Here is a 12,355-nt window from a genome sequence, read left to right as displayed (position 1 = left end):
TTTCCTGCAACACGGCGTCGCAGGCCTAGGCAAAGGCCTGCGGCGGCATCATCGCCTCGACGTGCATCACCAGCTCCTCGATGCACTGACGATCGCGATCGCTCATGCTAGAGAGCTCCCCGTTGAGGCGCTCGATTTCGCGAGCGAAGCCGGCAAGCGTCATGGCCGCCACCTTCGGATCGTTCAAACGCTCCCATCGATCGCTTTCCCAGCGCACGCGCTCCTCTGAAGTGAGCACTTCCGGGTAGTTGCGTGCCTTGTAACGAAAGAACATCTCCTCGAGACGAGGGTCCTGAAAGGCAGGGCGCAACGCCTCGAGCGCCTCGGCCGGTGTCTGCCGGATACGGCCCATCTCGCGCTTGTCGCTGCTGGAGAAAAACCCGCCCGAATAAAGCATCAGATCGGGGTCGGCCGGCGGCGCCGGCGGTGCCCCGCCAAACGCCTGTGCCACACGGGTAGCGATGTCGGCACTGCCGGCAAGCTGCTGCCAGTGCCGCTCGGCGGCCTCACGGTCGATGCCGAGACGTTCGGCCACGGTGTCGTCCACGGCCTTGATCGGCATCAACACCGGGCTGCGATTGAGATGAATCACCTTGAGCGGAATGCGCGATGTGCCCTCCGCCAGCTCATCGGCGCTGGCAAAGACACGCTCGGCAATGGCCTCGGGACTGAGCTCGAAAAGCGGCGCCGGGTCCATGGCCAGATCCACCACGATCACCCCGTTGGGATTGGTCGGGTGCATGGCCAGCGGGGCAATCAGGGCGCTGCAGCCGCGACTGGCCGGATAGCGCCGCGAGATATGCAGCATGGGCTTTCGGGTATTGATATCCAGAAGCGAGGCCACCCGGCGCTTGTCGCGCAGCCCCAGCAGATAGTCAAAGAGCTTTTCATTGCGCGCGCGCAAAAGTTTTGCAAGCTCGATGGTCGCCCGCACGTCGGCCAGCGCATCGTGAGCGTCGCCGTGCTCGATACCGTTGGCAACGCTGAGCTTGTCCAGCTTGAAGCTGGGGCTGCCGTCCTCCCGCGTGGGCCATTCGATGCCTTCCGGTCGCAGTGCGTAGAAAGCGCGCACGGCATCGATCAGATCCCAGCGCGAATTGCCGTTTTGCCACTCGCGGGCGTAGGGGTCGATGAAGTTGCGATAGAACAGATGGCGCGTGACTTCATCGTCAAAGCGCAGCGAGTTATACCCCAGCGTGCAGGTATTGCCCTGCTGCATCATCTCCAGAATGCGCCCGGCAAATTCGGTTTCCGGCACGCCACGGCGCGAGGCCTGCTGGGGCGTAATCCCGGTCAGCAGGCACGCCACCGGCTGAGGCAGATAGTCATCACTTTGACGACAGTAGATGACTTCGGGCTCACCGATCTCATTGAACTGCGCATCGGTTCGAATGGCGGCAAACTGGGAAGGACGATCGCGGCGCGGGTCGGCGCCGAAGGTCTCGTAGTCGTGAAAAAGAAAGCTGACCGACAAGGCAGTGGCTCCAGACAAGGATCACGGGGCAGGAGATATCATCGATAACGCCTCTTCCGATGACCAAAGCCATCGAAAGAGGCGCATGCGAGCGGCGGCTCAGTCGCGGTTGGGCAGGGTCACGTTGAGCTCCAGTACCGAACAGTTGTCTTCGCTGTCCAGACTGATGTTGATGGCATCCTGATCGACTTCGACATAGCGACGGATGACCTCCAGCAGCTCACGCTCCAGCATGGGCATGTAATCGGGCTGCCCCCGCTGGCCGCGCTGGTGGGCCACGATAATCTGCAGCCGCTCCTTGGCGACCGAGGCAGACTTCTTGCGCTCACGTTTTAGAAACTCCAGTAATTTCACCGACGCCCCCCGCCGAAGATCCGACTCAGAAAACTTTTCTTTTGTAGCTGGTGGAAGCGTAGCGGCTTTTCATCTCCCAAAAGCCTGGCCACGGTATCACTATAGGCCTGACCGGCGTCGCTGTCCTGATCATGCGTTACCGGCACCCCGGAGTTGGAGGCGCGCAGCACGGCCTCGGATTCCGGAATCAGACCGATCAGCTTGATCGCCAGAATTTCCTGAATGTCTTCCAGATTCAGCATGTCACCGCTGTCGACCCGATTGGGATCATAGCGGGTAATCAAAAGCCGCTCGATCACCGGGTCCTGCGCCTGCTCGGCGCGCCGCGTCTTGGACGCCAGAAGCCCCAGGATGCGGTCGGAGTCACGCACCGAGGAGACTTCCGGATTGGTGACCACGATCGCCTCATCGGCAAAATACATCGCCAGCTGGGCGCCGCGCTCGATACCAGCCGGCGAGTCGCAGACGATATAGTCGAAATCTTCCGACAGCTTTTCAAGCACCTGCTCGACGCCCTCGAGCGTCAGGGCATCCTTGTCGCGGGTCTGCGAGGCCGGCAGGATATAGAGATTGTCGGAGCGCTTGTCACGGATCATGGCCTGATTAAGACCCGCCTCGCCCTGAATGACGTTGACCAGGTCGTAGACCACACGACGCTCGCAGCCCATGATCAGATCGAGATTTCGAAGGCCCACATCAAAATCGATGACGACGGTCTTGTTGCCTCTCAAGGCCAGACCGGTAGCGATGGCTGCCGCGCTGGTGGTCTTGCCGACCCCGCCCTTTCCTGATGTAACGACGATGATCCTGGCCAAAATGCGCTTCCTGTAACTGTTGCGTTGTAAGGGGCTTCGTGGTCAGACGAGTGCTTCTATGGATAACTGATCGTCTCTCAGTCTGACCTGAACTGTCGTATCGAGCAGCGACGGGTCGATATCCTCAAGGCGCTTGTAGTTGCCGGCCACTGACAAAAGCTCGGCATGCAGCTCGTGACAGAAGATACCGCAGTCACGATCACCGTGAATGCCTGCCAGCGCACGACCGCGCAGCGGTCCATACACGTGGATGCTGCCGGCGGCCAGCACCTCGGCACCGGCGTTGACGGCACCCACGACGACCAGGTCACCCTCGGCGGCGCTGATCTGCTGGCCCGAGCGTACCGTACCACGAAAGATACGACCGCCATGGCCGACTTCCTGCGCCACGGGGGATGGCGAAGGTGGCGGCGTCACCGACGCCAGCGTACGCGACTCCCGCGACTCCTGAGGTGGAAACCAGCCCAGTCCAAGCGCCCATGCCGACTGCTTGATGCCTTCGCTTCCGCCCCTGACCGCAACCGGCAGCAGCTTGTGCGAACGACATACGGCGCAAAGACGCTCCAGCGCCAGTGAGGTATCATCGAGTTTTTCAACACTCAATACCACTGGCGTATGCTGAAAAAAGGCCGGTGACTGGCTAAGCTTGCCTGCCAGTTGCGCACTGATACGTTCGGGGTCCGGGCTGTTAAGCTCCATGACCGTCATGGGCAGCATGCCGCCCTTGAACGTAAAGGCAGTGGCCGTCTGATCCACCTTGAGACTCATGCCCGGTTTCCTGTCGGATAATGAATGAACGCCCTGAGCGATGATAGTGTTTCCGGGTCATGATCATACGGTGTGTACCGGCGTCTGTCAGGTGTCGCCAGTTGCCGACGCCTTTAGAGGGACCCTGCTACATATCTCCGGGCCTGTTATCATCGCCCTGACGTCATAACGCCTGTATCGCCCGGTATTCAGCCACCGCCAGTTGCCTGGAAAGACATCGATCTCATGCCCGGATTTCTACAACGTCTGTTTGCGCCACGCTGGCGTCACGCCGATCCTCGTATCCGTCAGGAAGCCATTGCCGGCCTGAGCGTCGAGCGCGATCGCGAAAAACTCGAGACCCTGCTTCATGACGACAACGTTGAAGTTCGTCATGCCGCGCTCGCCCGCCTGGCCACGCCAGAGCGCTACCAGACCCTGCTGACCACCGTTGCGGCAGGCACCCCTTTGCATCGCACGCTGCTCGACACGCTCACCGGCAGGGAGCGCGCCCTGCTGTCGCTGGAACAGCGCCAGCAGGTCGTGGAAACGATTGATGACCCTGATCTGCTGACCCACGTCGCCACGCATGCCGACAACCAGCAGCTTCGAATGACGGCTCTGGGGCACATCCATGACGAGAGCGCCCTGATCGAGCAGGCCTGTCAGAATTCGATTGCCGGCGTACGCCAGGCCGCAGCCGGGCGCATCGACAGCGATGAGGGGCTCGAGCGCCTCGCCCGCGAAGCGCGCCGTGACAAGCAGATCATGCGCGGTGCCCGCGACCGGCTCAATCGGCGCCGGGACGAACGACGCGAACAAAGCGCTCGACAGCAGCGCCGCGATGACCTGATCCAGGCCATGACCCGACTGTCACAACAGCAGTGGGAACCCATGCTGCCGGCGCGCTATCGCCATCTGGTGCGCGAGTGGCGCTCGCTGGCCGATGATGCCGACGACACGCAGCGCGAGAAGTTTCATCAGGTCGAGCAGGTCACCAGTACCCGCGTGATCGAGCACGACAATGCCCAACGTGAAGAGCAGGCGCGTGAACAGGCCATGGACATGGCCCGTCGCGACAGCCAGCGCATTATCAACTCCCTGGAGCAGGCCCTGAAGGACCTGGCGCATCGCGCCACACTCGACGGCCAGGATGTGGCCCAGCTGCAGGCCCACTTCAGGCTGCAGGCCGAGCAGTGGCGTGATCTCACCGACCGCATCGCACCGGGTCAGGAAGACCAGCAACGCTTTGAAGCCCTGGTTCAAAGCGCCAGCGAACTGACCGCTGCCTGGCAGCGCTTTGAACAGCAGCAGCAGACACTCCAGGACGGCGTCGACCGCCGCGACTTTCAGGTCATCGAGCAATCAAGGCGCACTATTGCCTGGCCTGAAGGTTTCCCCTGCCCGACCCTGCTGACGCATCTGCCCGAGCCCGTATCGCCGGCTGACAGCGCCGCATCGTCACGCAACACACTTGACCCGGATCAGTTCCAGCAATCCCTTGATCAGCTGGAAAACCAGCTTGATCGCGGCGAGCTCCAGGAAGCCACGCGGCTGCTGGACAGCCTGATGCAGCGCCGTCAGCGTCTGCCGGCGGACAGGCGCGAGGGCCTGCAGACCCGACTCAACCAGCTCGGTCAGCGCACCCATGAGCTGCGCGACTGGCGCAACTTTGCCGCCGCGCCCAAGCGTGAACAGCTGATTGAGGGCATGGAAGGCCTTGCGGCTGCGGACATGGATGAGCCCGCCCGTGACCAGCAGCACCGCCGCCTGGTGCGTGACTGGAAGGCACTCGGCGACGCCGCCGCCTCGCGCGAGCGCTCCACGCGCTTTCGTCAGGCCTCCGACCGGGTACGCGAACAGCTGGCCGACTTTTATCAACGTCGGGATCAGCAGCGCGAACAAAACATGGCCGAGCGGGAAAGGCTGTGTGAACAGCTGGAAACGCTGATCAACCACACGGCGGCCACCTCCGACCCCGACAGCCTGCGCACTATCCGCGATCGCGCCAGAGAGGCCTGGCGTCAGTGGTCCCCCGTGCCGCGCGACCGGGAAAACGAGCTGCGCCAGCGCTTCACGAAATCCCTGCGCGCCCTGCAGACTCTGATCGATCAGCAGGCCCGCGCCGTGGCTCAGGCCAAACAGGCGCTGGTCGATGAAATTCGCGAGCTTGAAACCGCCGACATCGATGACGAGCGTCGTGCCGACACGGCCAAGGCATTGCAGACGCGCTGGCGCGAGCTCGGCCGCGCACCGAGAGGCGAAGAGCAGACGTTGTGGCGCGCCTTTCGCCAGCATTGCGATGCTATCTTCGAACGGCGCAATGCGCAGCGCACCCAGCAGCGGCAGCAACGCGACAGCCGGCTCGATCAGATGCAGGCGCTGATCGATCGACTGGATCAATGGCTGCCCGAAAGCGCGGCAGATCAAGCCATCCTCGATGACGCCGAAAGAGAGGCCGAGGGCCTGATGCCCCTGCCCAACGGCCCCCGCACCGGTGGCATGCTCAAGCGCTGGGAAGGCATTCTTCGCGATCGCCGCGAGCGGCTCGATCGTCTGGCGCTGGGCACGCTGGCCGAGCGCTGGCAGCAGTGGCAGCCGCTGCTCGAGGCGCATGTGGCCGCTGACAGCCGGGCGCTGGCCGGCGAGCCCGCCGACAGCGTCGACACGCCACTTCCCCTCTCCTCCCAGGCGCTGGAGGCGCATCGCTTGCGCAACGAGCGTCGCGCCACCGGCGAGCAGGCCAAGGCCCGGGAATGGCTCGAGCATCTTCGCGTGCATCTTTCCGTGCTGGTGGATGCCCCGCTGGGCAGCGAGGACTCCTCACGCCGCCTGGATGTGCAGGTGGCCCGGCTCAACGATGCCATGGGCAATATGCCCGGCCCCATGGAAGAGCTCGAACAGCTGCAGTATCGACTGCTCGCCAGCGGCCCGATCGATGAGCAGGACTGGCAGCGTCTTGCCCCTCGACTGGCCTCACTCATGGCAATGTTGCAGGAAGTTGACACAAACGATTGACACCACAGAAAAATCGCGTAATATGCACAGCACGTCGATGCGGGGTGGAGCAGCCTGGTAGCTCGTCGGGCTCATAACCCGAAGGTCGTCGGTTCAAATCCGGCCCCCGCTACCATCGACAAACAGTTTGTATTAAGCCGACCTCCGGGTCGGCTTTTTTACGTCTGTCGTTCGGGAGCGCATCAAACATCGCTGATAGCCCGGGTCATCGGTTCCCTGTTCATTTCAACATCGGCGGTCCTCGCTACCATCGACAAACAGTTTGTATCAAGCCGACCTCCGGGTCGGCTTTTTTACGTCTGTCGTTCGGGAGCACATCAAACATCGCTGATAGCCCGGGTCGTCGGTCCCCCGTTCATTTCAACACCGGCAGCCCCCGCTACCCTCGACCAACAGTTTGTATCAGGCCGACCTGCGGGCCGGCTTCTTGACGTCTGTCGCTCGGCAGCGCATCAAACGCCGTTGATAGCCCGAGTCATCGGTTCTCTGCTGGTTTCAACATCGGTGCCTCGACGACTCCATGACCGGTTCCTGGGCCGGCGTTTGAATGCCCTGCCCGATGATTGACCCGCGCGGCGAATCATTCGTACTGCGACTGATAAAGCGGTGCCGGCGCGATGCGGCCGATGCCGGGCAGCTTGATGGCCAGGTCCAGCGGGTCGATACCGAACACCAGCCCCAGCACGTTGAACTCGAGCCCCTCATCGCGCGCCACCATTATGCCCAGCAGGCCGTACAGGGACACCTGATAGCCCGTATTGCTGGGCGCCGGACCGAAAAAATGCCCCAGCGCCCTTGTGTCATCGATCAGATAGTCCTTGCCCAGTGCCAGCGAAGGCATTTCCACATCCAGCTCGGGCACCTGGCGTATCAGCCAGGCAATAAACGTATTGCTGTTGGGGCCAGGGAAAACGCGATAGCGCTGCGGCCAGGGATACGCATTCACCGAGCGCTCGATACCGACAATGGCGCGCGCCGCCTGCTCGCCGCGCAGATCCGCCAGCAGATGCGGACGCTGCCCGAACCATTCCCGATCCGGCGCGCCGTAGCGTGTACGAACGGTGGGCTGGCGCCAGCCCTGCACCTCATAGGTGGTATAGTCCTGCGCGCCTTCCGGCTTGACGGCAATCCAGGTGTGCATGGCGAAGGCACCGCGCCAGTTATAGGCACGCGCCCCGTAGAGCTGAACCACGGCACCCTCGAACGCCCCGGCCCGGGGCGCCAGGCCAACGGATTCCCGCCCGGCACTGGCCCAGCCGGTGCGTGTATCGATACCACCCAGCCACCACACGATGGCAGGCCCTGCCAGCAGCAGCGCAACAAGTGCCACGATGCCTGTCAGCCATTTGATCAAAATCATGACCCACGCCCTGACAGCGTCACGACGTTGTTCGGTGCTGCGTTACTGTTGTCATGCATGTCTCACCTGTCCTGTTGGGCCGGGCATCTTGAATTCGCCGTCGGCCAGCGCCATAAACAACCCTATATCCGAACGTATCGTGAATCCCTTTTAGCGAGAGTTTGCCATCATGCAGATCGTTGATCCCAAAACCGGTGAACCCATGGGCGCGCCGTCGCCACAGCCCGGCCAGAGTGCCGGCGGCCATACCGACGCCTCGCAGTTTATTGTCGATGTGGACATGTCCAACTTCCAGCAGGTGGTACTGGAAGGCTCCATGCATATCCCGGTGGTACTGCAGAGCTGGTCGCCTTCGAGCGAGGCCTGCCGGACCCTGATGTCGGCGCTGGAGAAGCTGGCCCATGAGTATCAGGGCACTCTGATACTGGCCAGACTCAATATCGATGAGCAGCAGCAGATTGCCGCTCAGCTGGGCATTCGCTCGGTGCCCGACGTCAAACTGATCATCCAGGGCCAGCTCCATGACCAGCTCCATGAGGCCCTGCCGGAGCGCCAGATGCGCGACTGGCTTGCCAAGCACATCACCGCCCCTGAAGGCGGCAGTCAGAGCCTTGAGGAGCAGGCCCAGCAGGCACTGGAAGCCGGCGACACGGCCACGGCCCGCAGCCTGTATGAACAGCTGATCAGCGAAAACCCCAACGATCATGACTATCGCATCGACATGGCAGGCGTCATGACCCGCGAAGGCCACTTTGATGACGCGCTGAGCATCATCGACGCTCTGCCGCCGGAATACCGTGACGGCGTGAAGGCGCGCGGCGTGCGCGCCCGTGTCGATTTCGCCCGGGAGGCGCTGTCGCCGGAAGAGATCGAGGCGATGTCAGACCGCGATGACAGCGACGCACAGTTCCAGCGTGCCCTGCGCGCCGTGGCCGATGGCGACTACGAGCGCGGCCTTGAAGGGCTGCTCGAGCTGATGAAGCGTGATCGCGCCTACGGTGAGGACGCCGCGCGCAAGACGCTGCTGCGTGTCTTTGACGCCCTGGGCGGTGACCATCCGCTGACCGTGACCTATCGTCGCCGGATGTTCACGCTGCTCTACTGATCCACGCCCGTCACGCTTGAACGCCCGGCCCTTTTGGGACCGGGCGTTTTTGTGGCTACGATGAGGGCGCTGCCAGCAGCACGTCCATGCGCGTCAGCGCCTTTTCCAGCAGGGCCCGCTCGGTGCCGAAATTGAGTCTGGCAAAGCCGGGCCAGCCAAAATCAGCGCCGTTATTAAGCGCCACCCTCGCCTGCTTGAGCACCGCCTTCTGGGGCGCCTCGCCGAGCCCCGCCTCACGCAAATCCAGCCAGGCCAGAAAGGTCGCCTGAGGCACACTCATCTTCACGCCCGGCCAGCGCTCAACAAAAGACTCGATCAGCGCCAGATTGTCACGAAGCCGTGCCAGCAGCGCCTGACGCCACGGCTCGCCATCGGTAAAGGCCGCTCTGGCGGCCGTTTCACCCATGATGTTTTCCGAGGGCATCAGCCCCAGACAGCCCCGCTTGAACCGCGCGCGCAGGTTGTCATCACTGATCACGGCGCAGGCGCTGGTCAGCCCGGCCACGTTGAAGGTCTTGGACGCCGCCCACAGCGTAATGGTCCGCGCAGCCAGACGCGGCTCGGCGTGTGCCAGCGGGCGATGGGCGCTGCCATCGAGAATCAGGTCACAGTGCAGCTCATCGGAGCAGACAATCAGATCGTGACGCTCGATGAAATCGGCCAGCCGGGACAGCTCTTTTTCATCAAAGACGCGCCCGGTCGGATTGTGCGGATGACACCAGAGCAGCAGCCGGGTGCGGGGCGTGACGGCCGCTTCCATGGCGTCGAAATCCAGCCGCCACAGCGGGTCATCCTCCGTTGGCGCACGCATGGGGGCTGTCTGGGCGGTACGCCCGGTGTTGTCCGCGACCTTCAGAAAGGGCGGGTAGATGGGCGTGACGGTCAGCACGCCGTCGCCGGGCTCGGTCAGGGCAAGGCTTGCCACATGAAGCGCCGGCACCACGCCGGGCAGCCAGTGCTGCCAGTCGGCCTCGATCTCCCAGCCATAGCGCGCCAGGCTCCACTGACACAGCGCCTGTTTCAGGTCACGGTCGGCGTGGGTGTAGCCAAAGACCGGATGCGCCAGGCGCTCGGCCAGCGCGTTTTGAATGGCCGGTGCCACGGCAAAATCCATGTCCGCCACCCACAGTGGCAGCACGTCCTCGTCATAGAGCTGCCATTTGGTGGTAGGGTACACGCGCCGATCCAGCGGTGTCGTAAAATCAAAGGCGGCACTGTCGTGCGACATGCAGACTCCCCGAAATGCAGGTTCGGTCAGACCCTGACCGAAGCGTGATTGAACAGATGATGTCGTAATAAAAGCGGCATCGTTACCCTTTTGTGAGCCGACCCTATCCAGGTAGACACGTCATGACCGACAGCGACTTTTATACCAGCGCCATGGCCGGCCTGCCTTCCCTGATCGAACGCTGGCTCGAAATCGGCGATACCACGCCCGAGAAACTGGGCATCATTCTGGCCGATACGGCCCGGATCGCCAGTCTGGGCGACCCGGAACGCGACCCGGATGGCGACACGCTCAGACGCTGGGCCGCGCCGGCATCAAAAGCCGATCGTCCGCCGGGCTGGGCGGCGCGCAGCGCATTGTTTCTACTGTCCCAGATGCCGGCCCATCCGATGCCGCAGACGCCGTCGCAGTGTGACGGCTGGGCGTGGGCATGGGTACGCCTGCGCCGCTGGGAGAGCCTTGATCAGGCCCGCAGCGCCCTGCCGCACTGGCTTGCCCCGGCACTCGACGAGCGCCTTGCCAGAGCCTGGCAGGATCACAGCGCCCAGCGCCTTCTCTGACGCGCCGGCCCGGGCTCAGCGCTGGCGCTTGATGGGCGACTTGGGCTTGAAACCGGGCGGGCGAGCGGAAAGCCAGCGGGCGAATTCGGCAATCTCGGGCTGTGCCAGCAGCGCCTCGCGCGTGTGGTAATGCTCGGCCATCTCGCGTTCGCTGAGCACGCGATGAATATGGTTATGACAGGGCCGACAGATCATTAAAATGTCGCCTTTCATCTCATCGCGACTAAAGCGCTTTCGAAACCGCTTGCGCCCATGGAGGGCACGCGGAATCAGATGGTGGCGCGTCAATGACACGCCCTGACGCGCACAGAGCGCGCAGCGGTTTTCCGTGGGGGCATCGCCTTGTGACATGGCGTCTCCGTAACGGGTGGCAGGGACAAAATCGCGACAGGCTGACGGTCAGTATAAGATGGTGGCACACGCCTTGCCGCCGGCCAGGGGCATGTCTATGATGCCTGTCCGTTTTTACACAAGCGGCGTCCGCCCGTTTCCTTTCACGATCGTGCGCTCTTTGCCCACGTCGAACTGCCTATCCGACCATGATTATTCGTACCGACCACGCCCCCAGTGACGCCCAGCTCGACATCATCACGCAGCAGCTGGGACGTACGCCGCGCGGGCTTCAGGCCGTCAGCGCCGAAGACAGCCGCGGCACGCCGCTGGCGCTGCGCGTGGCCCCGCTGGTGGAAGGCAAGCCCTTCCCGACGCTTTACTGGCTGTGCAGCCGCGAGCTGACCATTGCCCTGTCGCACCTTGAAGCCGATGGCGTCATCAAGCGTCTTGAAGCCCACCTTCAGGACAACGAAGCGCTGCGCGAGGCCTACCGTCAAAGCCACGAGGCCTACGTCCAAAAGCGCTGGTCGTGGATCAGCGAGCACGAGCGCGACGAGATCGAGCGGCTGGGTTTTACGAAAGCCCTGACCGAGCGCGGCGTGGGTGGCATTACCAACTGGCAGCAGGTGCGCTGTCTGCATACGCAGTATGCCCATCATGTTAGCGACCATAACGCCATCGGCGCCTGGATCGATGAACACTATCCACAGGTGGCCGCAAGCGTTGACTGAGCGCCGGACAGCACGACCCGTCTGATCCATTAGCAGCAGGAATCACCATGAAAAGCCATATCCGACCCCTTGAGGGCCGCAGCGTCTGCGTTTACATGGGCTCTCGCAGCGGCCATGCCCCCCACTGGCAGCAGCTCGCCGAAGCCGTCGGCGAGGGCATCGCCCGCCGTGGCGGGCGTTTGGTCTACGGCGGCGGCAATACCGGTCTCATGGGCGCCTGCGCCAGCGCCGCGCTGGCCGCCGGCGGTGAGGTCATCGGTGTGATACCGGCTCACCTCGTCGAACGCGAAGTGGCGCATACGAGACTGACCGAACTGATCACGGTACCGGACATGCATACCCGCAAGGCGCAGATGGCGGCCCACAGCGACGCCTTTGTCACCCTGCCCGGCGGCATCGGCACCTTCGAGGAGTTTTTCGAAACCTGGACCTGGCGCTATCTGAGCCTGCATCGCAAGCCCATAGGACTGCTCAATCACACCGGTTTCTTTGATCCCCTGCTACAGTTTCTGGACAACACGGTCGAAGCGGGATTTCTCAACGCCGAGACGCGCGCGACCCTGATCAGTGCCGACACATCGGATGATCTGCTGGACGCGCTGTTCGACTAAATCGCAACCTTTCAGGAGT

12 protein-coding genes and 1 tRNA gene are annotated in these 12,355 nt (G+C 62.9%); 6 read left to right on the top strand and 7 right to left on the bottom strand.

Going from position 1 to position 12,355, the window contains the following annotated elements; translation table 11 throughout:
• Positions 1-25 precede the first annotated feature (25 nt).
• The 4 genes from sbcB to minC all read right to left on the bottom strand — a co-directional run bounded on the left by sbcB (position 26) and on the right by minC (position 3,411).
• Positions 26-1,492 (bottom strand): exodeoxyribonuclease I, encoded by a 1,467-nt coding sequence (gene sbcB, locus ACXMYO_RS00630; protein ID WP_457807479.1) that lies wholly within the window; start codon positions 1,490-1,492, stop codon positions 26-28.
• An 81-nt stretch (positions 1,493-1,573) separates the two neighbouring features.
• Complete coding sequence (gene minE, locus ACXMYO_RS00625) at positions 1,574-1,828, bottom strand: cell division topological specificity factor MinE (RefSeq protein ID WP_438766084.1); 255 nt, start codon at positions 1,826-1,828, stop codon at positions 1,574-1,576.
• Positions 1,825-2,643, bottom strand: coding sequence for a septum site-determining protein MinD (gene minD / locus ACXMYO_RS00620; RefSeq protein ID WP_115854619.1), 819 nt, complete (start codon positions 2,641-2,643; stop codon positions 1,825-1,827). Before minD ends, minE begins: the two co-directional genes overlap by 4 nt.
• A gap of 42 nt (positions 2,644-2,685) precedes the next feature.
• Positions 2,686-3,411, bottom strand: coding sequence for a septum site-determining protein MinC (gene minC / locus ACXMYO_RS00615; RefSeq protein ID WP_438766083.1), 726 nt, complete (start codon positions 3,409-3,411; stop codon positions 2,686-2,688).
• Between the two features lie 225 nt (positions 3,412-3,636).
• On the opposite strand from minC, the gene ACXMYO_RS00610 reads away from it, so the two are divergent.
• Complete coding sequence (locus tag ACXMYO_RS00610; protein ID WP_457807478.1) at positions 3,637-6,408, top strand: DUF349 domain-containing protein; 2,772 nt, start codon at positions 3,637-3,639, stop codon at positions 6,406-6,408.
• Between the two features lie 38 nt (positions 6,409-6,446).
• Positions 6,447-6,523: transfer RNA gene (locus ACXMYO_RS00605), tRNA-Met, on the top strand.
• 465 nt (positions 6,524-6,988) lie between these two features.
• Here the strand turns inward: ACXMYO_RS00605 and ACXMYO_RS00600 are convergent.
• Positions 6,989-7,768 carry a DUF3750 domain-containing protein gene (locus ACXMYO_RS00600; protein WP_457807477.1) on the bottom strand — a complete coding sequence of 260 codons (780 nt, stop codon included), beginning with the start codon at positions 7,766-7,768 and terminating at the stop codon, positions 6,989-6,991.
• Between the two features lie 169 nt (positions 7,769-7,937).
• Between ACXMYO_RS00600 and ACXMYO_RS00595 the strand changes: the two genes are divergently transcribed.
• A complete protein-coding gene (locus ACXMYO_RS00595; protein WP_457807476.1) occupies positions 7,938-8,873 on the top strand; it encodes a tetratricopeptide repeat protein in 936 nt (311 codons plus the stop codon).
• A gap of 55 nt (positions 8,874-8,928) precedes the next feature.
• Here the strand turns inward: ACXMYO_RS00595 and ACXMYO_RS00590 are convergent, their stop codons facing one another.
• Positions 8,929-10,101 (bottom strand): MalY/PatB family protein, encoded by a 1,173-nt coding sequence (locus tag ACXMYO_RS00590; RefSeq protein WP_457807475.1) that lies wholly within the window; start codon positions 10,099-10,101, stop codon positions 8,929-8,931.
• Positions 10,102-10,223: 122 nt separating this feature from the next.
• Here ACXMYO_RS00590 and ACXMYO_RS00585 point away from each other — a divergent pair, with 122 nt between their 5' ends.
• The gene (locus tag ACXMYO_RS00585) at positions 10,224-10,661 is read left to right on the top strand and encodes a hypothetical protein (RefSeq protein WP_457807474.1); all 438 of its coding nucleotides are present in this window, start codon (positions 10,224-10,226) and stop codon (positions 10,659-10,661) included.
• A gap of 15 nt (positions 10,662-10,676) precedes the next feature.
• Here ACXMYO_RS00585 and ACXMYO_RS00580 read toward each other — a convergent pair whose 3' ends face one another.
• Positions 10,677-11,012, bottom strand: coding sequence for a hypothetical protein (locus ACXMYO_RS00580; protein ID WP_438766075.1), 336 nt, complete (start codon positions 11,010-11,012; stop codon positions 10,677-10,679).
• A 188-nt stretch (positions 11,013-11,200) separates the two neighbouring features.
• On the opposite strand from ACXMYO_RS00580, the gene ACXMYO_RS00575 reads away from it, so the two are divergent.
• Together ACXMYO_RS00575 and ACXMYO_RS00570 are read left to right on the top strand one after the other, a co-directional pair.
• Positions 11,201-11,725 carry a DUF501 domain-containing protein gene (locus tag ACXMYO_RS00575; RefSeq protein ID WP_457807473.1) on the top strand — a complete coding sequence of 175 codons (525 nt, stop codon included), beginning with the start codon at positions 11,201-11,203 and terminating at the stop codon, positions 11,723-11,725.
• Between the two features lie 47 nt (positions 11,726-11,772).
• Positions 11,773-12,336, top strand: a complete 564-nt coding sequence (locus ACXMYO_RS00570; protein WP_457807472.1) for an LOG family protein — start codon at positions 11,773-11,775, stop codon at positions 12,334-12,336.
• The last annotated feature ends 19 nt before the right edge of the window (positions 12,337-12,355 follow it).

Source organism: Kushneria sp. EE4 (assembly GCF_977968315.1).
Note: the sequence above shows the minus strand (reverse complement) of the source record. Positions and strands in the feature narration are given on the sequence as shown.

What these genes read in the sequence shown, in the direction of transcription:
- ACXMYO_RS00575 (WP_457807473.1), top strand. Translation starts at nt 11,201, where the DNA reads ATGATTATTCGTACCGACCACGCCCCCAGTGACGCCCAGCTCGACATC.
- ACXMYO_RS00590 (WP_457807475.1), bottom strand. Translation starts at nt 10,101, where the DNA reads ATGTCGCACGACAGTGCCGCCTTTGATTTTACGACACCGCTGGATCGG.
- ACXMYO_RS00610 (WP_457807478.1), top strand. Translation starts at nt 3,637, where the DNA reads ATGCCCGGATTTCTACAACGTCTGTTTGCGCCACGCTGGCGTCACGCC.
- ACXMYO_RS00580 (WP_438766075.1), bottom strand. Translation starts at nt 11,012, where the DNA reads ATGTCACAAGGCGATGCCCCCACGGAAAACCGCTGCGCGCTCTGTGCG.
- ACXMYO_RS00600 (WP_457807477.1), bottom strand. Translation starts at nt 7,768, where the DNA reads ATGATTTTGATCAAATGGCTGACAGGCATCGTGGCACTTGTTGCGCTG.
- ACXMYO_RS00595 (WP_457807476.1), top strand. Translation starts at nt 7,938, where the DNA reads ATGCAGATCGTTGATCCCAAAACCGGTGAACCCATGGGCGCGCCGTCG.
- ACXMYO_RS00585 (WP_457807474.1), top strand. Translation starts at nt 10,224, where the DNA reads ATGACCGACAGCGACTTTTATACCAGCGCCATGGCCGGCCTGCCTTCC.
- ACXMYO_RS00570 (WP_457807472.1), top strand. Translation starts at nt 11,773, where the DNA reads ATGAAAAGCCATATCCGACCCCTTGAGGGCCGCAGCGTCTGCGTTTAC.
- minC (WP_438766083.1), bottom strand. Translation starts at nt 3,411, where the DNA reads ATGAGTCTCAAGGTGGATCAGACGGCCACTGCCTTTACGTTCAAGGGC.